The organism is Streptomyces sp. NPDC003248, assembly GCF_055563235.1.
In genome coordinates, this window is sequence record NZ_JBVHDT010000027.1 from 1 (window position 1) to 20,102 (window position 20,102).

Genomic DNA, 20,102 nt, shown 5'->3' on the forward strand with positions numbered 1-20,102 from the left:
CTCTCAGGCTTTCCTCCGGGCTTTTCCCTTCGGTCTTGCGTTTCCGACTCTATCAGATCTTTTCTCGATCCGATTTCCTCGGTGCTTTCCAGGTTCCCGCTTTTGTTTCGCGGTTTCCTTTCCGGCGGTTCCGACTTTATCAGAAGTTCTGAGTCGGTTTTCCCGGCCCCTTCCGGGGTGGTCCCTGCGTGCTCGAAGCTGCCGGGTTCCCGTTCAGGCGGAGCCGTAAACGTACTGGAGCGGGGCGCCCCGATGCAAATCGAGGGGCCCCGCTCCGAGTCCACGCGGATGACGGGTGGTCCGCGGGTCAGACCTCCACGACGACCGGGAGGATCATCGGCCTGCGGCGGTAGGTGTCGGAGACCCACTTGCCCAGCGTGCGGCGGATGAGCTGCTGCAGCTGGTGGGGCTCGACCACGCCGTCCTGGGCCGAGCGCTCCAGGACCTCGGTGATCTTCGGGAGCACGGCCGAGAAGGCCGAGTCCTCGATGCCCGAACCGCGGGCCTGGACGTGCGGACCGCCCGTGATCTTGCCGGTGGAGGCGTCCACCACGACGAAGACCGAGATGATGCCCTCGTCGCCCAGGATCTTGCGGTCCTTCAGTGCCGGCTCGCCCACGTCGCCGACCGAGAGGCCGTCGACGTACACGTAACCGGCCTGGACCTTGCCGGAGATCTTGGCCTTGCCCTCGATGAGGTCGACGGCGACGCCGTCCTCGGCGATGACGATCCGGTCGTGCGGGACGCCGGTCATGGCGCCCAGCTCGGCGTTGGCCCTCAGATGGCGCCATTCGCCGTGGACCGGCATCAGGTTCTTGGGGCGGCAGATGTTGTAGAAGTACAGGAGCTCGCCGGCGGACGCGTGGCCGGAGACGTGCACCTTGGCGTTGCCCTTGTGCACGACGTTCGCGCCCCAGCGGGTCAGGCCGTTGATCACGCGGTACACCGCGTTCTCGTTGCCGGGGATGAGCGACGACGCCAGGATCACCGTGTCGCCTTCGACGATGCGGATCTGGTGGTCGCGGTTGGCCATGCGGGACAGCGCGGCCATCGGTTCGCCCTGAGAGCCCGTACAGACCAGGACCACCTCGTGGTCGGGGAGGTCGTCGAGGGTGCGGACGTCCACCACCAGGCCCGGCGGGACCTTGAGGTACCCGAGATCGCGGGCGATGCCCATGTTGCGGACCATCGAGCGGCCGACGAAGGCGACCCGGCGGCCGTACTCGTGGGCCGCGTCCAGGATCTGCTGGATGCGGTGGACGTGGCTGGCGAAGCTGGCCACGATGATCCGCTTGCGGGCGTTGGCGAAGACCGTGCGCAGGACGTTGGAGATGTCCCGCTCGGGCGGGACGAACCCCGGGACCTCGGCGTTCGTCGAGTCGGCGAGGAGGAGGTCGATCCCCTCTTCGCTCAGACGCGCGAAGGCGTGGAGGTCCGTGAGGCGGTTGTCCAGCGGGAGCTGGTCCATCTTGAAGTCGCCCGTGTGGACCGCCATGCCGGCCGGTGTGCGGATGGCGACCGCGAGGGCGTCCGGAATGGAGTGGTTGACCGCGATGAACTCGCAGTCGAACGGGCCGATGCGCTCGCGGTTCCCCTCCGCCACCTCGAGGGTGTACGGGCGGATGCGGTGCTCCTGGAGCTTGGCCTCGATGAGGGCGAGGGTCAGCTTGGAGCCGATCAGCGGGATGTCCGGCTTCTCCCGGAGGAGGTAGGGGACGCCGCCGATGTGGTCCTCGTGGCCATGGGTGAGGACGATGCCCTCGATGTCGTCGAGGCGGTTCCGGATGGACGAGAAGTCCGGCAGGATCAGGTCGATTCCGGGCTGCTCCTCCTCGGGGAAGAGCACTCCGCAGTCGACGATCAGCAGGCGGCCGCCGTACTCGAAGACCGTCATGTTGCGGCCGATCTCTCCGAGACCGCCCAGTGGCGTGACCCGCAGGCCGCCCTCGGGGAGCGGCGGAGGCGGGCTCAGTTCGGGGTGCGGATGACTCAAAAGACTCTCCTCAACCACGCGCGCCACGTACCGGTCGGGCACGTGGCGCGCGTGACGTTCGTGCAGAAGCAGTTGTCGTGTGGAAGGTGCAGGCGCCGGTGGGCCTGCCGTGTTCGGTCGTATTCAGTTGTGAAGTCTGGTGTCAGAGCTGTACCCCGCCCGCGGCAAGATCGATCTTGAGCTGTTCGATCTCTTCGGCGGAGCACTCGACCATGGGGGCGCGCAGCGGGCCCGCGGGCAGGCCCTGGAGGGTGAGGGCGGCCTTCGTCGTGATGACGCCCTGGGTGCGGAAGATGCCCGTGTACACCGGGAGCAGCTTCTGGTGGATCTCGGTGGCCTTCTGGACCTCGCCGGCGACGAACGCCTCCACGAGGGCGCGCAGGTCGGGGGTGACGACGTGGCCGACGACCGAGACGAAGCCGACCGCGCCCACGGAGAGCAGCGGCAGGTTCAGCATGTCGTCGCCGGAGTACCAGGCGAGACGGGATCGGGCGATCGCCCAGCTCGCGCGGCCGAGGTCGCCCTTGGCGTCCTTGTTGGCCACGATCCGCGGGTGCTCCGCGAGGCGGACGAGCGTCTCGGTGTTGATCGGGACGCCGCTGCGGCCGGGGATGTCGTAGAGCATGACCGGCAGCTCGGTGGCATCGGCGATGGCCGTGAAGTGACGGTACAGGCCCTCCTGAGGGGGCTTGTTGTAGTACGGGGTGACGGCCAGCAGGCCGTGGGCGCCCGCCTTCTGCGCCGCGTGCGCCAGCTCGATGCTGTGGCGCGTGTCGTTGGTGCCGACGCCGGCCACGACGTGGGCCCGGTCGCCGACGGCCTCCAGGACGGCTCGTACCAGGTCCGATTTCTCCGCGTCGCTGGTGGTCGGGGACTCACCGGTGGTGCCGTTGACGATCAGGCCGTCGTTGCCTGCGTCCACCAGGTGGGTGGCGAGCCGCTGTGCGCCGTCGAGGTCGAGTGCGCCGTCCGCCGCGAAGGGCGTGACCATGGCGGTGAGGACCCGCCCGAAGGGGGTCTGCGGAGTGGAGGTCGGAGCCATGGGTAACACGCTACTCGTTGCTCAGGGCGGGGTCTGCCCTCGGGGCGGGCGACAAGTCGTGACAAAGATGGAGCCCGGCACTGCCTGCTCGGGGGTTCAAGCAGTGCCGGGTCCGTTTGATCAGGCTAGATGAACTTCCGCAAATGCCGCAATACGGACACTTCGCACGGATGATCCGTACATACGTCTTCGATCACGGGGCCACACGGCCGTTGGCGTTGAAGGCCGCGTAGGTGAGGGGCATGAGCCTGGCCCACTCGGCCTCCATCTTCTCGCCGACCATCTCGATCTCCCGCTGCGGGAAGGACGGGACCTTGGCGAGCTCGTGCTGGGTGCGCAGGCCGAGGAAGTGCATCAGGGAGCGGGCGTTGCAGGTGGCGTACATCGAGGAGAACAGGCCGACGGGAAGGACGGCGCGGGCGACCTCGCGGGCGACACCGGCGGCGAGCATCTCCTGGTAAGCCATGTAGGCCTCGCGGTACGAGTCCTCCATCGTGCGCGCGACCAGCTCCTGCTGGGCCTCGGTGCCCTCGACGAAGACGTACTTGCCCGGGCGGCCCTCCTGGACGAGCTTGCGGGAGGCGTCGGGGACGTAGAAGACGGGCTCGAGCTCCCGGTAGCGGCCGCTCTCCTCGTTGTACGACCAGCCGACGCGGTGCCGCATGAACTCGCGGAAGACGAAGATCGGGGCGCTGATGAAGAAGGTCATCGAGTTGTGCTCGAAGGGACTGCCGTGGCGGTCCCGCATCAGGTAGTTGATCAGGCCCTTCGAACGCTCGGGGTCCTTGTTCAGCTCGTCCAGGGACTGCTCGCCGACGGTCGAGACGCGGGCGGCGAACAGCACGTCGGCGTCGGACGCGGTGTGCTTGACCAGCTCGACGGTGACGTCGCTGCGGGTGAAGATCTTGGTTTCGTCGGCGGGCCTGTCGGTCACAGTGCGGGGGTCCTTCCGGATCGGCTTGAGCGCGGCGTCAACTCTACGGGGGCGCCGGGGGCGGAACCTCACGGACGTGGCTCGGATTCGTCCCGGACGACTCGTGAAATGGGGCACGTTTTCGGGCACCCGGTCGTCTGTATCAGTGACGCGTACCGGTGACGCGTACCAGTGACGACGTCCACGCGACTTCCCAAGGAGGACTGACCCATCATGTTCCGTCGGCGCGAGTCCGTACCCTTCGCCTTCCTCGCCGAAGCCGACAAGTTCCGCAGCAATGTCACCCCGCCGCCCCGGGAGCGGTCCTCCGTCGGGCAGATAGCCGGGCGCTGGCTGCTGGGGCTCACCATCGTGGCCGCGCTGGTGGGATCCCTGGTCATCGGGATGCCGGCGCTGTCGCAGGACCAGTCCGCCCTCACGCAGCAGTCGCAGGCGTCGGAGGGACGCTGACCTCTCCGCCGTCGTCCGAAGGGTGCGTGGAGTACCCCCACGGGCCCCTGAAGGTGGTGGGGACGGGCGGGGGGCGGATAGCCTCTGCGGGCACAGCCCACGCATGGATCGAGTGAGGACCAGCCGTGCCCCTGTCCTTCCTGGCGGCCGACCGCGCCTTCGAAACGGTGGACGACGTCGCGTTGCCCTTCGACGACCGTGACCACTGGCGGCGCCCCTACCGTCCCGGGCCCTGCCGTGTCGGCGCGGCCGCGCTGTGTCTGCTGCTCGCCTCCTACGTGCTGTTCGCGGCGGTCGTGATCGCGCTGACCAGCTCGGTGTCGGAGGCCGGCGTGATCTTCGGCGTCTCGCTGCTGGTGATCGCCGCCGCGCTGCGGCTGCTGCGGATGGGCGTATGGGTGAGTGCGCGCGGGCTGCGGCACGTGGGCTTCCTCCGCACCCGGACGGTGTCCTGGGGGCGGGTGGCGGCCGTACGGACCGTGCAGCAGCCGGTGCGCTGGCTGGGTCTGCCGCGGACCGTGCAGGGCCAGGCCCTGACGCTGCTGCGGCGGGACCGCGCGACCGACGGTGCCCTGCCGCTGCTGACCACGCACGGGGCCGACTTCTTCGGACGGGTCGAGGCCTTCGACCGGGCCGCGGACACGGTGGAGGCCTGGGCCGAGGAGTACGGGCGGCGCTGAGCCCGGATCTGTACGGCGAGGGGCCCGACCGGCGTGTGTGCCGGTCGGGCCCCTCGCCGTCACCCTCCGGGTGCCTGCGGCCGTGCGCCCTGCCTGGGGTCCGCCTCCGGGTGTCGGACTCCCCGGGCACCTGTGTGCTGTGCTCTCCGCCCGGTGTCGGCCTCCGGGTGCCTGTGGCTGTGCTCTTCCGCCCGGGCGGGGGCGTCCGGCTCAGGGGGAGGTCGGGTGCCGTGCGCTCCTGTGCAGGCTGATCGCGTGTTGCATGGCCTTGCGGGCGCGCGGGGTGTCCCGGGCGTCGTGGTAGGCGACGGCGAGGCGGAACCAGGTCCGCCAGTCGTCGGGTTCCGCTTCCGTCTCGGCCTTGCGCCGGGCGAAGACCTCGTCGGCGGAGTCGCGGTCGATCCGGCCGCCGGGGGTGCGCTTGAGCTCGTCGACGGGCAGGCCGCCCTCGGCGTCGAGTTCGGCGGCGAGCCGGTTGGCGCGGCGGACGAACTGGGTGTTCTTCCACAGGAACCAGACGCCGATGACCGGCAGGATCAGCACCGCCACGCCGAAGGTGACGGTCAGGACCGTGCCGGACTGGATGAGCATGACGCCACGGGTGCCGACCAGGAGGAAGTAGACGACCAGGACGGCGGCCGTGAGGGCGTAGGAGAGCTTTGCGCGCATGACGGTCGGGGCTCAGTTCAGGTCGAGGAAGTGTTCCAGGCCGAAGGTCAGGCCCGGGGTCGTCACCACGCGGCGGGCGCCCAGCAGGATGCCCGGCATGAAGCTGCTGTGGTGCAGGGAGTCGTGCCGGACGGTGAGGGTCTCGCCCTCGCCGCCCAGCAGGACCTCCTGGTGGGCGAGCAGGCCGCGCAGGCGGACGGCGTGGACGGGCACGCCGTCGACGTCCGCGCCGCGGGCGCCGTCCAGGGCCGTGACGGTGGCGTCCGGCGCCGGGGCGGAGCCTGCCCTGCGGCGGGCCTCGGCGATGAGCTGTGCGGTGCGGGTGGCGGTGCCGGAGGGGGCGTCCACCTTGTTCGGGTGGTGGAGCTCGACGACCTCGACGGACTCGAAGTACGGCGCGGCGATCTGTGCGAACTTCATGGTCAGCACGGCTCCGATGGAGAAGTTCGGCGCGATGAGCACGCCCGTCTCCGGCGACTCGGCCAGCCAGCCCTTCAGCCGCGCGAGGCGCTCGTCGGTCCAGCCGGTGGTGCCGACGACGGCGTGGATACCGTGCCGTACGCAGAATTCCAGGTTCTCCATGACGGAGGCCGGGGTGGTGAGCTCGACGACGACCTGGGCGCCGGTCCCGTCCAGCGTCTCCAGCTTGTCACCGCGGCTCAGGGCCGCCACCAGTTCCATGTCCTCGGCGGCCTCGACCGCCCGAACCGCCTCGGACCCGATCCGGCCCTTGGCGCCGAGGACCGCCACGCGCAGCTTGCTCATCTGTTGCTTCCTTACCGAGGGTGCTTTTCCGGAGGTGATCACTGGTGTCAGGCCACGGCGTCGTGCAGACGGGCCGCCTGTTTGTCCTTCAGCGGGCCGATGACCGACAGCGACGGCCGCCGTCCCAGGACGTCACGGGCCACCGAGCGCACCTCGTCCGGGGTGACCTCCGCGATCCGGGTCAGCATGTCGTCGACGGACATCTGTTCGCCCCAGCACAGCTCGCTCTTGCCGATGCGGTTCATGAGCGCGCCGGTGTCCTCCAGGCCGAGGACGGTGGAGCCCTTGAGCTGGCCGATGGCGCGGCCGATCTCCTCGTCGGACAGGCCGTGCTCGGCGACGTGGTCGAGCTCGTCGCGGCAGATCTTCAGCACGTCGTGCACCTGGCTGGGCCGGCATCCGGCGTACACCCCGAACAGGCCGCAGTCGGCGAAGCCGGAGGTGTACGAGTAGACGCTGTAGGCCAGGCCGCGCTTCTCGCGGACCTCCTGGAAGAGCCGCGAGGACATCCCGCCGCCGAGGGCGGTGTTCAGGACGCCCAGGGCCCAGCGGCGGTCGTCGGTGCGCGAGAGACCGGGCATGCCGAGGACGACGTGCGCCTGCTCGGTCTTGCGGCCGATCAGTTCGACGCGGCCCGCGGTGCGGAGCGCGCGCCGGCCGTCGCGCGGGGCGATGGGGACGGCGTCGAGGTCCTTGAGGGCGCCCGCCTTCTCGAAGGCGGCGCGCACCTGGCGTACGACCTTGTTGTGGTCGATGTTGCCGGCGGCGGCGACCACGAGGTGGGTGGGGTCGTAGTGCTTCTTGTAGAAGCGGCGGATGCGGTCGGCGGTGAGGGCGTTGACGGTGTCGACCGTGCCGAGGACCGGGCGGCCGAGGGGGTTGTCGCCGAACATCGTGTGCGCGAACAGGTCGTGCACGCAGTCGCCCGGGTCGTCCTCGGTCATGGCGATCTCCTCGAGGATGGCGCCGCGCTCGACGTCGACGTCCTCCTCCAGGATCAGGGAGCCGGTCAGCATGTCGCAGACGACGTCGATGGCGAGCGGCAGGTCGGCGTCGAGCACGCGCGCGTAGTAGCACGTGTACTCCTTCGCCGTGAACGCGTTCATCTCGCCGCCGACCGCGTCGAGGGCGGAGGAGATGTCCAGGGCCGACCTGCGGGTGGTGCCCTTGAAGAGCAGGTGTTCCAGGTAGTGCGTGGCGCCGTTGAGGGACGGGGTCTCGTCGCGGGAGCCGACGTGCGCCCAGATGCCGAAGGTCGCGGAGCGGACCGAGGGCAGGGTCTCGGTGACGATGCGCAGGCCGCCCGGGAGGGTGGTCTTGCGGACCGTGCCGATGCCGTTCTCGCCCTTGATCAGCGTTTGGGTACGGGCGACGGCCCGCGCCTCCGAAGAGGTGCGGGCCGTCGCCTTGGAGCTACGGGACGTCACTGCTCGGCGTCGTCCTTCTTGTCGTCGGCGGCCTCTTCGCCCTCGATCACGGGCACGAGGGAGAGCTTGCCGCGGGAGTCGATCTCGGCGATCTCGACCTGGACCTTCTGGCCCACGCCGACGACGTCCTCGACGTTCTCCACGCGCTTGCCGCCGGCCAGCTTGCGGATCTGCGAGATGTGCAGCAGACCGTCCTTGCCGGGCAGCAGGGAGACGAACGCGCCGAAGGTGGTCGTCTTGACGACCGTGCCCAGGTAGCGCTCGCCGACCTCGGGCATCGTCGGGTTGGCGATGCCGTTGATCGTGGTGCGGGCGGCCTCGGCGGAGGGGCCGTCGGCGGCGCCGATGTAGATGGTGCCGTCGTCCTCGATCGTGATCTCGGCGCCGGTGTCCTCCTGGATCTGGTTGATCATCTTGCCCTTGGGGCCGATGACCTCGCCGATCTTGTCGACCGGGATCTTCACGGTGATGATCCGCGGCGCGTTCGGGGACATCTCGTCCGGCGTGTCGATCGCTTCCATCATCACGTCGAGGATGTGGAGGCGGGCGTCACGGGCCTGCTTGAGGGCGGCGGCCAGGACGGAGGCGGGGATGCCGTCCAGCTTGGTGTCGAGCTGGAGGGCGGTGACGAACTCCTTGGTGCCGGCGACCTTGAAGTCCATGTCGCCGAAGGCGTCCTCCGCACCGAGGATGTCGGTGAGGGTGACGTAGTGCGTCTCGCCGTCGATCTCCTGGGAGATCAGGCCCATGGCGATACCGGCGACGGGGGCCTTCAGCGGCACACCGGCGTTCAGCAGCGACATGGTGGACGCGCAGACCGAGCCCATGGACGTCGAGCCGTTGGAGCTCAGCGCCTCGGAGACCTGGCGGATCGCGTAGGGGAACTCCTCGCGCGTCGGCAGGACCGGCACGAGGGCGCGCTCGGCGAGGGCGCCGTGGCCGATCTCGCGGCGCTTCGGGGAGCCGACGCGGCCGGTCTCGCCGGTGGAGTACGGCGGGAAGTTGTAGTTGTGCATGTAGCGCTTGCGGGTCACCGGGGAGAGGGTGTCCAGCTGCTGCTCCATGCGGAGCATGTTGAGGGTGGTGACGCCCAGGATCTGGGTCTCGCCGCGCTCGAACACCGCGGAACCGTGGACCCGCGGGATGGCCTCGACCTCGGCGGCGAGCGTACGGATGTCCGTGACGCCACGGCCGTCGATGCGCTTCTTCTCCTTGATGACGCGCTCACGGACCAGGGTCTTGGTCAGCGAGCGGTACGCGGCGGAGATCTCCTTCTCGCGGCCCTCGAACTCCGGCAGGAGCTTCTCGGCGGCGAGGGACTTCACGCGGTCCAGCTCGGCCTCGCGCTCCTGCTTGCCCGCGATGGTCAGCGCGGAGGCGAGCTCCGGCTTGACGGCGGCGGTCAGCGCCTCCAGGACGTCGTCCTGGTAGTCGAGGAAGATCGGGAACTCGCCGGTCGGCTTGGCGGCCTTCGCGGCGAGGTCGGCCTGGGCCTTGCAGAGGACCTTGATGAAGGGCTTCGCGGCCTCCAGACCGGCGGCGACGACCTCCTCGGTCGGCGCCTCGGCGCCGCCCTCGACCAGCTTGATGGTCTTCTCGGTGGCCTCGGCCTCGACCATCATGATCGCGACGTCGCCGTCCTCCAGGACCCGGCCCGCGACGACCATGTCGAAGACGGCGTCCTCGAGCTCGGTGTGCGTCGGGAAGGCGACCCACTGGCCGTTGATCAGCGCGACGCGGACGCCGCCGATCGGGCCGGAGAAGGGCAGACCGGCCAGCTGCGTGGACGCGGACGCGGCGTTGATCGCGACGACGTCGTACAGGTGGTCGGGGTTGAGCGCCATGATGGTGGCGACGACCTGGATCTCGTTGCGCAGGCCCTTCTTGAAGGACGGGCGCAGCGGGCGGTCGATGAGGCGGCAGGTGAGGATGGCGTCCTCGGAGGGACGGCCCTCACGGCGGAAGAAGCTGCCGGGGATCTTGCCGGCGGCGTACATCCGCTCCTCGACGTCCACCGTGAGGGGGAAGAAGTCGAGCTGGTCCTTGGGGTTCTTGGAGGCGGTGGTGGCCGACAGCACCATGGTGTCGTCGTCCAGGTACGCCACGGCGGAGCCGGCGGCCTGCTTGGCCAGGCGGCCGGTCTCGAAGCGGATGGTGCGGGTGCCGAAGGAGCCGTTGTCGATGACGGCCTCGGCGTAGTGGGTCTCGTTCTCCACTAGCGTTTTCTCCGTTACTTGTCGTCTTTCGTCCCTCGGCTGCCCGTGTGGCAGGGGGACGGTGGCGGAGAAGCGCTCCGTGCGGTGCGGGCCGGTCTTCGATCGAAGCACCCGGGGCTCGCTTCCCCCCGGGGGCCACTACCGAGGACCGGCGGCGGCTAGGTGCGCTCCTCCTCGTTCTGGTGTCGTGCGTGCTACTGCGTGATGGTGCGTGGTGTGATGTGCGTCGTGCTACCACACTACAAAGCGTGAGTGACACTCCGCACGTTTCCGTACGTACGGCAAAGGGAGCGGCCCCCGATCGTCACGGGAACCGCTCCCTTCACGGCGTCTTACTTGGCGCCCGCCGCACCACGGCGGATGCCGAGGCGGTCGACCAGCGTACGGAAGCGCTGGATGTCCTTCTTCGCCAGGTACTGCAGCAGCCGGCGGCGCTGACCGACCAGGATCAGCAGGCCACGGCGGGAGTGGTGGTCGTGCTTGTGGGTCTTGAGGTGCTCGGTCAGGTCGGAGATCCGACGGGACAGCAGAGCGACCTGGACCTCGGGGGAGCCGGTGTCGCCCTCCTTGGTACCGAACTCGGAGATGATCTGCTTCTTCACTGCGGCGTCGAGCGACACGCGTACTCCTCGAAGATGTGTGGATGCCCACCGAGTGCCCCCGGTCTGCGTCTCGGGGGAGCTTCCGTTACTCGGGAGGCGGGGATCCGCTGGGCGCGGCCTCCGGAGCGGGGCTCCGGGGGTGCGTACACAGACGGCCGTCACCCACAGTACCAGCAGGCCGGGACCGCTCCGGCACCGGTCGCCGAACCGGGTGGGCGGCACGGGCGCTGCCGCTAGGGTGCTTCTGATGGATCTCCGTGGAAGAAGGAGCGGCGTTCGGTGCGTGCTCTCGGTGTGCGGTGCGGCGGGTCATGTGGCGGAGCCACCTGGCCCTCCGCACCGTGCGGTGAGTGGGGGTACCGCCCACGCCGTTCAGGCAGTGGGGGAGCGTGCCGGGCGTCGGGACGCCGCGGAGATCCATCAGAAGCACCCTAGGGTGACGGGTTGGATCATCCGTGCGTCGGGAAGGGGTCGCCGCGCCATGGCGGACGAAACGAACGAGGACGTCAGGGCCCGCAAGGAACGGGAGCGGGACGAGCTGTACGCGCTCGACATCTCCGGGGTCGAGTGGCAGTGCGCGCCGGGTACGGAGGAGCAGGAGGAGCGCGTGGAGATCGCGTACCTGCCGGGCGGGGCCGTGGCGATGCGGTCGTCGCTCGACCCGGACACCGTGCTGCGGTACACGGAGGCGGAGTGGCAGGCGTTCGTGCTGGGCGCGCGGGACGGGGAGTTCGATCTGGAGCCGGCGCCGCACAATGGGGGGCTGGACGTGTAGGCGGTCCCGGTACGGCGGTGGGGAAGCAGTCCCCGGGGCCCGTCCCCGCCGCCGTACACCCGTGCGCGGCGGCGGCCGCACTACTGCTTCTTCGTCGCCTGGCTCTCGATGCCGAGGACGAGACAGACCCACTTCGACTGGTCGGCGGCCGGGCCGGTGGCGGATCTGACGCCGAAGAAGAGACGGCCGTTCTGGACGATGACGTCGTTGAAGTCGATCGAGGTGAAGTTCTCGGCCTCGGCCGACAGCTCGAAGTAGAAGTACGGGGTCTCCTCGCCGGTCTCCGGGTCGAGGCCGACGAGCGCGGTGGGCGAGAGGTGGTCCTGGCTCTCGCGGAGGGCGAGGAGCCGGTCGCCGCTCGTGCGCACCGGGATCAGCAGCGCGTTGGCGCCGGACTCGAACTTCTGCGTGCTGTCCCCGGTCGCCAGGTCGAAGCCGATGATCCAGTTGGACGTGGTCTTCTCGATGACGTCCTTGCTGCGCACGAACACCTGGCCGTCCCCCACGGCGATGGTCGGGCAGTCGTCGATCACGATGTAGTCGGTGGAGTACGAGCAATCCCCCACGTACGTGCCGTTCCGGAGACTGATGGTGGCGCGGTTCGTGCCGTCGGCGTCCAGCGAGAGCAGCTCGGTGAAGCCGGTGTCCCCCGCGGAGACGGCGAGGACGACCGGATCGGTGGACGGGACCGCGACCTGGCGCACGCCCTTCGCCGCGGAGTAGGTCCACAGGGTGCGCCCCGTGGCCGGGTCGACCTCGCGCACCTTGTACGTGATGCGCTCCCAGGAGTCGACGGCCAGGCTCTCGTCGTCGCTCCAGCACTCCTCGCGCACCAGGAGCGCGCCTCCTCCGGCGGCGCCCCCGTCATGGCAGGCGCCGGTGTTCGACGTGCTCCACCGCTTCGTGCCGTGGTCCATGGCGTAGGCGACGGTGCCGCGTCCCCACGTCACGGCGACGGTGTCGTGCGTCAGGGTCACGCTCGGCGGGTCCTGGACGCCGCCGTTGCGGGGAGTGCCCGTGGTGGTCCCGATGGCCGCGACGGGGAAGTCGTGCGACCAGATCTCGCGGCCGTCGTCGAGGTCGAAGAAGACGACGTGGTCGCAGAAAGCCTCCTCGTCGGTGCTCGCGCGGTACAGCACGGCGGTGCGGTTCTCGTTGGTGACATGGCGGGTGTAGCCGCAGATCGGGCCGTCGAGGGCCAGCTTCCACTTCTCGTCCCCGGGTGACGCGTCGGTGCCGAGGCGGAAGCCGACGAGCGTCTTGTCGATGCCCTTGGCGAGGATCTTGTCCGTGGCCCACATGCCGGGCATCTCGTAGCTCTCGCCGGGGGTCATGTCGTCCACGGAGAGACGGAAGGCCATCGTGCCGACGGTGCTGGCGGGCTGCTCCTCCACCGATTCCCGGACGTCCAGGCGTCCCTGGGCGGAGGGCGTGTCCGTCGGGCTCTTCGACCCTCCGGAGCCGGCGCCCCAGAGGAACCAGCCACCGGTGCCCAGTGCCGCGACGAGGACCACGGCCAGCGACCACAGCAGCGCCTTCCGGCGTCGCCTGGTCCGTTCGGCCTCGGCGGTCACGGCGGACTGGGTGTAGACGGACGGGGGCGGGCCGAAGCTCACTCGACGTTCCTTTCCGTGTAGTGCGCTCGAACGGCCGCGCAGGGCGGCGGGCCTTCCGCTCGACGGCGCGCCGGGTCCGTCGCCGAGCTGGACGGTGCTCAGCCGGACACGGCCACTCGCCCGCACAGCGTGCGCGTTGCAGGCGGTCGACCGTGCCCGGCGCCGCACACGGTCGGCCGCCGCTGTCCGCGGCGCACTCCGACGGGCGCCGGATGGTGGCGCCGCGTTCAGCTCGTCATCGACCGCACGGCCGTGTACACGTCGAAGACGGCCAGCGCCAACGGGACCAGCGTCAGCAGGACGAAGCCCTCGGCGATCTCCAGGAAGCGCCCCCAGAACGGGGTGACCCCGCCCCGGGAGGCGATCAGGCCGACGGCGGTGATGACCGCAGACGCCGCCGCGATCGCCGCGACGAGCCAGATCGTGCGGATGTCGAGGTCGGTGCGGTCACCCGTCAGGGCGTCACGGACCACGGAGAACGGCGGGTTGAGTGCCAGACCGAGCCCGAGGAGCACGAGGGAGCCGAGGCCGGCTGCGAGGAGGGGGGCGACCTGGGCGGTGTACCGGAAGAGACCGGCGCGCATCAGCAGGGCGATGCCGACGGCCAGCGCGAGCAGTTGGGCCCAGACCCCGTCGGAGAAGCCGAGCACGGCGCAGGCGCCGACCACGACCGCCGCGCAGCCACCGACCAGGCCGACGAGAAGCTCGTGGCCACGGCGGGCCTGGGCGGCGATCCGTTCCACGTCGACCGGCTCCTGCGGGGCCGGATCGGCGCCGTAGGAGCTGCGGGGAGCGGTGTCCGGGGCGTCGAATCCGATGGGCAGCCGGGCGAAGCGCATGGACAGGCCGGGCAGGAAGGCCAGCGCGCCCACCGCGACGGGCGCGCACAGGGCAGCGGTCTCGGCCGGCGACCAGTGGAGGAGGATCGCCGCGAACACCGCCGCCAGGCCGACGCCGGAGGCGACCGCGCCGGCGACGAAGGGCGCGTCGCCGCCGGGGGAGCACAGGGTGAGGAGGACCGCGGCGAGCAGGACCGCCGCGCAGGCCAGGAGGAACTGGAGCTTGCCGATGCCCTGGCCGTCGGCGAGCGGGAGGAGGCCGGAACCCGCCACACCGACGTTCGGCAGCGCACCGAGCCCGAGGGCTACGGCCGAGGGCCGGTCGTCGTAGACGCGGGCCCGTACGCAGGCCAGGGCGACCAGCAGGACGCCGGTGACCGCGGCGAGGACGCCGGGCAGCGAGTGCATGTCGTGGCGTGGGTCGCCCGTCCAGGCGACGAAGGCGAGCAGGGCCGGCAGGACGCCTCCGCCGACGAGGCCCGCGGCGCGGGTCAGGTCGCCGCTCCACAGGGTGTGTTCGCGGGTCACCGCCGAGGCGATCGCCTCGGACACGTCGTCGTGGACGGCCGGGGGCAGCGACTCCGCGAAGGGGCGCAGGGTGAGGAGTTCGCCGTCGAGGATGTGCTGGGCGGCGAAGGAGCGCGATCCGTCGAGGACCCTGCCGTCCCGGCGCACCAGGTGGTAACCGACCGGGGCGCCCTCGGCGGGGCTCTGCCGGGAGAGCCTGAGGATCTCCGGATAGATGTCGACGACGGGGATGTCGTCGGGCAGGGCGACGTCGATCCTGCTGTCGGGCGCGACGATCGTGACCCGGCAGAAGCCGAGGCCCGTCCGGGAGGCGGCTCCCGTCCCGTGCCCTCCCCCGGTGGCTGCCGCGGAGGCCGTGATGCTCACCTGCTGCTCCCCCTCAGTGATGGTCCCGCGTCGGTGCTGTGAAGATTTCACGCCGGTTCGCGCCCCGCGGTGCCGGTGGATACGGCCGGGCGGTGGAACCGACGCCGTCGAGCGGCCGCCGAACGCCGAAGCATCCCGATTCTCGCGGAATGTCCCCGCCTCGACGGCCCCTGCCGCATGTGCTCACGCGAACATCCGGCACCCTACCTCCCTCTCGTCCCACAAGAAGTCAGTAGGATCGCGCGGCGGCCTGCGTCCGCCTGACACGGGGTTGGCGGACCTACTTCCGGGGCCGGCAAGGGAATTGGTGAGCAGTGAGCCACATCGTCGTGAAGCGCCCTCCGAGGTCGCTGCCGTCCGAGGTGCCCACGGGTGAGATCGCCGTGCAGCCTCCGCCCGAGCTGCCTCGGGGGCATCAGGAGAGCGTGCTGATGCAACTGCTGCCGACCCTCGGCATGGGCGGCTCGGTGGTCTTCTTCTTCACGAGCGGGCAGCCGTTCATGAAGATCATGGGCATGGTGATGATCGCCTCGACGGTGGCCATGTCCATCGCGATGGTGGTCCGCTTCCGTCGCGGCTCCCAGGGACAGTTGGCGGACATGCGCCGCGACTACCTGGGCTACCTGGCGCAGACCCGGCGCACGACCGCGGAGACGGCCAGGGCGCAGCGGGACGCGCAGTACTACCTGCACCCTTCCCCCGAGCAGTTGTGGGCGCTGGTCGCCGAGGGCAGCCGGGTGTGGGAACGGCGGCCCGGCGACGAGGACTTCGCCCAGGTCCGGGTCGGTCTCGGTGCCCAGACGCTCGCCACGCCGCTCATCGCGCCGGAGACCGGCCCCGTCCAGCAGCTGGAGCCGTTGACCGCGGGTGCCCTGCAACGGTTCCTCGCCGTCCACGGCACCCTGGACGACCTGCCGATGGCCGTCTCGCTGCGGGCGTTCTACCACATGACGGTCAGCGGCGAGCCGCAGTCGGTACGCTCCTCGGTCCGGGCCCTGACCGGTTCGCTGGCCGCGCTGCACTCCCCCGAGGACCTGGTCGTCGTCATCGCGGCGGGCCGGGACGAACTGGCCCACTGGGAGTGGGCCAAGTGGCTGCCGCACGTGCAGGCGCCGGACGCCGTGGACGGCGCGGGCAGCCGTCGGCTGATCGGCGGTGACGCGCGTGAACTGGAGAACCTGCTGTCGTCCCGGCTCACCGGCCGCCCCCGCTTCCACCCCGGCGCCGCGCCCCTGCCGGACGAGCCGCACATCGTCGTGCTCCTCGACGGTCTCTCGCTCCCCCCGGACTCGCTCCTGGCCAACCCCGAGGGCCTCCAGGGCGTGACGGTCCTCGAGATCGTGCCCGGCGAGCTGACCGGGGCGGGCGGCGACCTCGACATCGTCGTACAGCCGGGCGCACTGCACCTGGAGTCGGGGCACGGCGTGGTCTACGAGGGGACGCCCGACGTCCTGTCGTACGAGGCCGCCGAGGTGCTCGCGCGGCAGCTGGCGCCGCTGCGGATGGCGTCCGGCGGCGACGACGACGAACCGCTGCTGGCCAACCTGGAATTCACCGACCTGCTGAATCTGGGCGACGCGGCGTCCGTGGACCCGCGGCGCACCTGGCGGCCGCGTTCGCTGGCGGAGCGGCTGCGCGTGCCGATCGGCGTCGGCGAGGACGGCCGTCCCGTCATGCTCGACCTGAAGGAGGCGGCCCAGGAGGGCATGGGCCCGCACGGCCTGTGCGTGGGCGCGACCGGCTCCGGCAAGTCCGAGCTGCTGCGCACACTGGTACTGGGCCTGGCGGTCACCCACTCCTCGGAGACCCTGAACTTCGTCCTGGCCGACTTCAAGGGCGGCGCGACCTTCGCCGGCATGGCGCAGATGCCGCACGTCGCGGCCGTCATCACCAACCTGGCCGACGACCTGACCCTGGTCGACCGCATGGGCGACTCCATCCGCGGCGAGCTCAACCGGCGTCAGGAGATGCTGCGGGACGCCGGCAACTACGCCAACATCCACGACTACGAGAAGGCCCGGGCGGCGGGCGCGCCGTTGCAGCCCATCCCCTCCCTGGTCCTGGTGATCGACGAGTTCAGCGAACTGCTGACGGCGAAGCCCGATTTCATCGAGATGTTCGTGCAGATCGGCCGTATCGGCCGTTCGCTCGGCGTCCACCTGCTGCTGGCTTCCCAGCGCCTGGAGGAGGGCCGGCTGCGCGGCCTGGAGACGTATCTGTCGTACCGCATCGGTCTGCGGACGTTCTCGGCGGCGGAGTCGCGCGCCGCGCTCGGCGTGCCCGACGCCTACGAGCTGCCGAACGTGCCGGGGTCGGGCTTCCTGAAGTTCGGCACGGACGAGATGGTGCGGTTCAAGGCGGCCTACGTCTCCGGCGTCTACCGTTCGGGCCCGCAGCGGACCGGGCCGGCCGGCGCGGCCCTGCCGGTGGACCGGCGGCCGGTGCTGTTCACGGCGGCCGAGGTGCCGGTGCGGTACGCGCAGGTGCCCCAGCAGCACACCGCGGCGGACGAGCCCGAGGTCGACGAGGCCCTCGCGGACACGGTCCTCGACGTGATCGTGCGCCGGCTGGAGGCGCAGGGCCCGGCGGCACACCAGGTGTGGCTGCCTCCGCTGGACAGCCCGCCGTCGCTCGACGCGCTCCTGCCGGGGCTCGCCGCGGTGCCGGGCCGCGGCCTCACACAGCCCGGCTACGAGGGCGCGGGCCGTCTCGTAGTGCCGGTCGGGCTGGTGGACAAGCCGTACGAGCAGCGTCGTGACGCCCTCTGGGTGGACTTCTCCGGCGCGGCCGGCCACATGCAGATCCTGGGCGGCCCGCAGTCCGGCAAGTCGACGCTGGTGCGCAGCCTGATCTGCTCCTTCGCCCTGACCCACACGCCGTACGAGGTGCAGTTCTACGGCCTCGACTTCGGCGGCGGCGGTATGGCGGCCGTGGCCGGGCTCCCGCACGTCGGCGGGGTGGCCTCGCGCCTGGACCCGGAGCGGGTGCGGCGCACGGTGGCCGAGGTGTACGGCGTGATGACCCGCCGCGAGGAGTACTTCCGTTCGGCGGGCATCCCGTCGATCGGCGACTTCCGGGCGCGGCGGGCACGGGGTGAGATCTCGGTGACGGACCAGCCCTGGGGCGACGTCTTCCTGATCGTCGACGGCTGGGGCAACTTCCGCGCCGACTACGAGACCCTGGAGCCGATCGTCCTGGAGATGGCGGCGCGCGGTCTCGGCTACGGCATCCACGTCGTCCTGACGGCCTCGCGTTCCATGGAGGTCCGGTCGAACATGAAGGACCACCTGATGAACCGCCTGGAGCTGCGGCTCGGCGACACGATGGACTCCGAGCTGGACCGCAAGATCGCCGCGAACGTCCCGGCGGGGGTCCCGGGCCGCGGTCAGTCGCCGCAGAAGCTGCACTTCATGGCGGCGGTGCCGCGTATCGACGGGCTGGCCTCGGACACGGACCTCTCGGACGCCACGCAGGCGCTGGCGGCGGAGGTCACCCGCCACTGGCAGGCGCCGCCCGCTCCCGAGGTGCGGCTGCTGCCGCGGGAGTTCCCCGCCGCGGAGTTGCCGGCGGGCGACCGGTTCCCGCAGCAGGGTGTCGCCTTCGCCCTCGACGAGAACAACCTCGAACCGGTCTTCGTCGACTTCGAACAGGACCCGTTCTTCCTCGTCTTCGGCGAGAGCGAGTCGGGCAAGTCGAATCTGCTGCGGCTGCTGATCAAGCAGTTGACGGAACGCTATTCCGGCGACGAGTGCAAGCTGTTCGTCGTCGACAACCGGCGCTCCCTGCTGGACGTCACCCCGGCCTCCCACCTGGCCGAGTACATTCCGATGTCCAACGCCATGGACCACCACATGTCCGCCCTCGCCAACCTGATGCAGCGCCGCACGCCGACCGCCGAGGTGACCGCGCGGGAGCTGCGGGACCGCAGTTGGTGGCGGGGCCCGACGGTGTTCGTCGTCATCGACGACTACGACCTCGTGGCGACGTCCAGCGGAAACCCGTTGGCCGGTCTGACCGAACTGCTCCCCTTCGCCCGGGACGTGGGCGTCCGCTTCATCATCGCCCGCTCCACGGCCGGCGCGGGCCGCGCCTCCTACGAGGCGTTCACACAGCGCATCAAGGAACTCGGCGCACAGGGCGTGGTGCTCGCGGGCGATCCCGGAGAGGGAGACCTCCTCGGCGGGGTCCGGCCGCGGCCGATGCCCGCGGGGCGCGGGATCTTCGTCTCGCGGCGGCGGGGGAAGCCGTTGGTGCAGGTGGGGTTGGCGCCGGAGGGCGTCTACTGAGGCGGTACCGCCGGAGCTCGCCCCTCCGGCGGTGAGCGGCGGGTCCGGGAGGGGAGCCTCCTGGGCCCGCCGTCGTGTGTCCTCGCTCGGGGTGGGCCGGGTGGAAGGCGCCACACGCCGGCGTCTTGAGCCGGTACCGCGGGTATGGCAAAGGGTGGGCACCTCCCGCGCGTACCCACCCCGTCGCACCATGCCGCCGGCGTCACATGAAGTAGCTGGCGCCCTTCAGGTCGCCACCACGGTAGTCACCGCCGGCGGTGTGGACCTTCTGCGAGATCTGGACCAGCGCCGCGTGGATGGCCCGGGCGTGCTCGTCCCACTTCTTGGTCTTCTTCTCGAACTCGCTGTACGCCTCGCCGCCCCAGCCCGCGGACACCTTCAGCACCGCCTGCTTCAGGGCCTCGAGGTCGTCCTCGAGCTTCTTGGCCTGGTCGCCGAGCTCGGTGGCGAGCGCGTCCATCGTGCCGTACGTGACGGCAAGCTCGTCGTAGTGGACTCCGGACATCTTGTTCCTCGTTTCTCAGGAGATGGTGTGACGGTGGCTCGGTTCCGTCGACGGCGCGTCAGTAGCTGTTGAGAGCCGAGGTCTTACCACCGAGGTCCTCGGTCGAGATCTTGTTCAGGTCGGCCTCGATCTGGTCCTCGAGGTTGCGCTTGTCGGTCGCGGTCATGTGGATGCCCTCGAGGAAGTCGTCGAGCATCCTGCCGATGGAGGCCATGCGGCCGTTGATCTCCGTCTGCTTCGCGTTGAACGCGTTGGCGCCCTGGCCCGTCCAGGCCTTCTCGATCATGTCGATCGTGCCCTGCAGCTTCGCGAGCGACTGCCGGATGTTGTCGTAGCGGTCGATGACTTCGGTCTGGAGTTGCTTTACGTCGCTGTCATTGAGCTTGCGGTCGACCATGTCGGCACTCCC

General features: G+C 70.3%; 16 protein-coding genes. 4 read left to right on the forward strand and 12 right to left on the reverse strand.

The features are described from left to right. Positions 1–307: 307 nt before the first annotated feature. The 3 genes from ACZ3KJ_RS34785 to thyX all read right to left on the reverse strand — a co-directional run bounded on the left by ACZ3KJ_RS34785 (position 308) and on the right by thyX (position 3,969). Positions 308–1,993 (reverse strand): ribonuclease J, encoded by a 1,686-nt coding sequence (locus ACZ3KJ_RS34785; protein WP_467532893.1) that lies wholly within the window; start codon positions 1,991–1,993, stop codon positions 308–310. A 142-nt stretch (positions 1,994–2,135) separates the two neighbouring features. Then, positions 2,136–3,035, reverse strand: coding sequence for a 4-hydroxy-tetrahydrodipicolinate synthase (dapA, locus tag ACZ3KJ_RS34790; protein WP_467532896.1), 900 nt, complete (start codon positions 3,033–3,035; stop codon positions 2,136–2,138). A gap of 193 nt (positions 3,036–3,228) precedes the next feature. Further along, positions 3,229–3,969 carry an FAD-dependent thymidylate synthase gene (gene thyX / locus ACZ3KJ_RS34795; RefSeq protein ID WP_467532897.1) on the reverse strand — a complete coding sequence of 247 codons (741 nt, stop codon included), beginning with the start codon at positions 3,967–3,969 and terminating at the stop codon, positions 3,229–3,231. Between the two features lie 213 nt (positions 3,970–4,182). Between thyX and ACZ3KJ_RS34800 the strand changes: the two genes are divergently transcribed. Next, the gene (locus ACZ3KJ_RS34800) at positions 4,183–4,419 is read left to right on the forward strand and encodes a hypothetical protein (RefSeq protein ID WP_467532899.1); all 237 of its coding nucleotides are present in this window, start codon (positions 4,183–4,185) and stop codon (positions 4,417–4,419) included. 125 nt (positions 4,420–4,544) lie between these two features. Beyond that, positions 4,545–5,099 (forward strand): hypothetical protein, encoded by a 555-nt coding sequence (locus ACZ3KJ_RS34805; protein ID WP_467532901.1) that lies wholly within the window; start codon positions 4,545–4,547, stop codon positions 5,097–5,099. 210 nt (positions 5,100–5,309) lie between these two features. Here the strand turns inward: ACZ3KJ_RS34805 and ACZ3KJ_RS34810 are convergent, their stop codons facing one another. The 5 genes from ACZ3KJ_RS34810 to rpsO form a co-directional block, all read right to left on the reverse strand. Further along, complete coding sequence (locus tag ACZ3KJ_RS34810) at positions 5,310–5,768, reverse strand: DUF485 domain-containing protein (RefSeq protein ID WP_467532902.1); 459 nt, start codon at positions 5,766–5,768, stop codon at positions 5,310–5,312. Positions 5,769–5,780: 12 nt separating this feature from the next. Then, the gene (gene dapB, locus ACZ3KJ_RS34815; protein WP_389520102.1) at positions 5,781–6,533 is read right to left on the reverse strand and encodes a 4-hydroxy-tetrahydrodipicolinate reductase; all 753 of its coding nucleotides are present in this window, start codon (positions 6,531–6,533) and stop codon (positions 5,781–5,783) included. Between the two features lie 47 nt (positions 6,534–6,580). Next, a complete protein-coding gene (locus ACZ3KJ_RS34820) occupies positions 6,581–7,960 on the reverse strand; it encodes a M16 family metallopeptidase (RefSeq protein WP_467532903.1) in 1,380 nt (459 codons plus the stop codon). After that, positions 7,957–10,176 (reverse strand): polyribonucleotide nucleotidyltransferase, encoded by a 2,220-nt coding sequence (locus ACZ3KJ_RS34825; protein WP_389520106.1) that lies wholly within the window; start codon positions 10,174–10,176, stop codon positions 7,957–7,959. Before ACZ3KJ_RS34825 ends, ACZ3KJ_RS34820 begins: the two co-directional genes overlap by 4 nt. Before the next feature lie 332 nt (positions 10,177–10,508). Beyond that, positions 10,509–10,796, reverse strand: a complete 288-nt coding sequence (gene rpsO, locus ACZ3KJ_RS34830) for a 30S ribosomal protein S15 (protein ID WP_043504552.1) — start codon at positions 10,794–10,796, stop codon at positions 10,509–10,511. Positions 10,797–11,259: 463 nt separating this feature from the next. On the opposite strand from rpsO, the gene ACZ3KJ_RS34835 reads away from it, so the two are divergent. Next, positions 11,260–11,553: a DUF397 domain-containing protein gene (locus tag ACZ3KJ_RS34835; protein WP_467532905.1), complete on the forward strand. Its 294-nt coding sequence runs from the start codon at positions 11,260–11,262 to the stop codon at positions 11,551–11,553. An 80-nt stretch (positions 11,554–11,633) separates the two neighbouring features. On the opposite strand, the gene ACZ3KJ_RS34840 is transcribed toward ACZ3KJ_RS34835, so the two are convergent. Continuing rightward, positions 11,634–13,169: an outer membrane protein assembly factor BamB family protein gene (locus ACZ3KJ_RS34840; protein WP_467532907.1), complete on the reverse strand. Its 1,536-nt coding sequence runs from the start codon at positions 13,167–13,169 to the stop codon at positions 11,634–11,636. Between the two features lie 227 nt (positions 13,170–13,396). After that, positions 13,397–14,902 (reverse strand): type VII secretion integral membrane protein EccD, encoded by a 1,506-nt coding sequence (eccD, locus tag ACZ3KJ_RS34845; RefSeq protein WP_467532909.1) that lies wholly within the window; start codon positions 14,900–14,902, stop codon positions 13,397–13,399. A 314-nt stretch (positions 14,903–15,216) separates the two neighbouring features. On the opposite strand from eccD, the gene eccCa reads away from it, so the two are divergent. Further along, entirely contained in the window at positions 15,217–19,188 is a 3,972-nt protein-coding gene (gene eccCa / locus ACZ3KJ_RS34850) for a type VII secretion protein EccCa (RefSeq protein ID WP_467532911.1), read from the forward strand. Positions 19,189–19,390: 202 nt separating this feature from the next. Here the strand turns inward: eccCa and ACZ3KJ_RS34855 are convergent, their stop codons facing one another. Together ACZ3KJ_RS34855 and ACZ3KJ_RS34860 are read right to left on the reverse strand one after the other, a co-directional pair. Continuing rightward, the gene (locus ACZ3KJ_RS34855; protein ID WP_467532913.1) at positions 19,391–19,693 is read right to left on the reverse strand and encodes a WXG100 family type VII secretion target; all 303 of its coding nucleotides are present in this window, start codon (positions 19,691–19,693) and stop codon (positions 19,391–19,393) included. Between the two features lie 58 nt (positions 19,694–19,751). Further along, positions 19,752–20,090 (reverse strand): WXG100 family type VII secretion target, encoded by a 339-nt coding sequence (locus ACZ3KJ_RS34860; RefSeq protein WP_467532915.1) that lies wholly within the window; start codon positions 20,088–20,090, stop codon positions 19,752–19,754. Positions 20,091–20,102 lie beyond the last annotated feature (12 nt).

Bases quoted from the DNA above. Each gene is read 5' to 3' on its own strand.
- dapA (WP_467532896.1), bottom strand. From the start codon at position 3,035: ATGGCTCCGACCTCCACTCCGCAGACCCCCTTCGGGCGGGTCCTCACC.
- ACZ3KJ_RS34855 (WP_467532913.1), bottom strand. From the start codon at position 19,693: ATGTCCGGAGTCCACTACGACGAGCTTGCCGTCACGTACGGCACGATG.
- ACZ3KJ_RS34800 (WP_467532899.1), top strand. From the start codon at position 4,183: ATGTTCCGTCGGCGCGAGTCCGTACCCTTCGCCTTCCTCGCCGAAGCC.
- dapB (WP_389520102.1), bottom strand. From the start codon at position 6,533: ATGAGCAAGCTGCGCGTGGCGGTCCTCGGCGCCAAGGGCCGGATCGGG.
- ACZ3KJ_RS34810 (WP_467532902.1), bottom strand. From the start codon at position 5,768: ATGCGCGCAAAGCTCTCCTACGCCCTCACGGCCGCCGTCCTGGTCGTC.
- ACZ3KJ_RS34860 (WP_467532915.1), bottom strand. From the start codon at position 20,090: ATGGTCGACCGCAAGCTCAATGACAGCGACGTAAAGCAACTCCAGACC.
- ACZ3KJ_RS34835 (WP_467532905.1), top strand. From the start codon at position 11,260: ATGGCGGACGAAACGAACGAGGACGTCAGGGCCCGCAAGGAACGGGAG.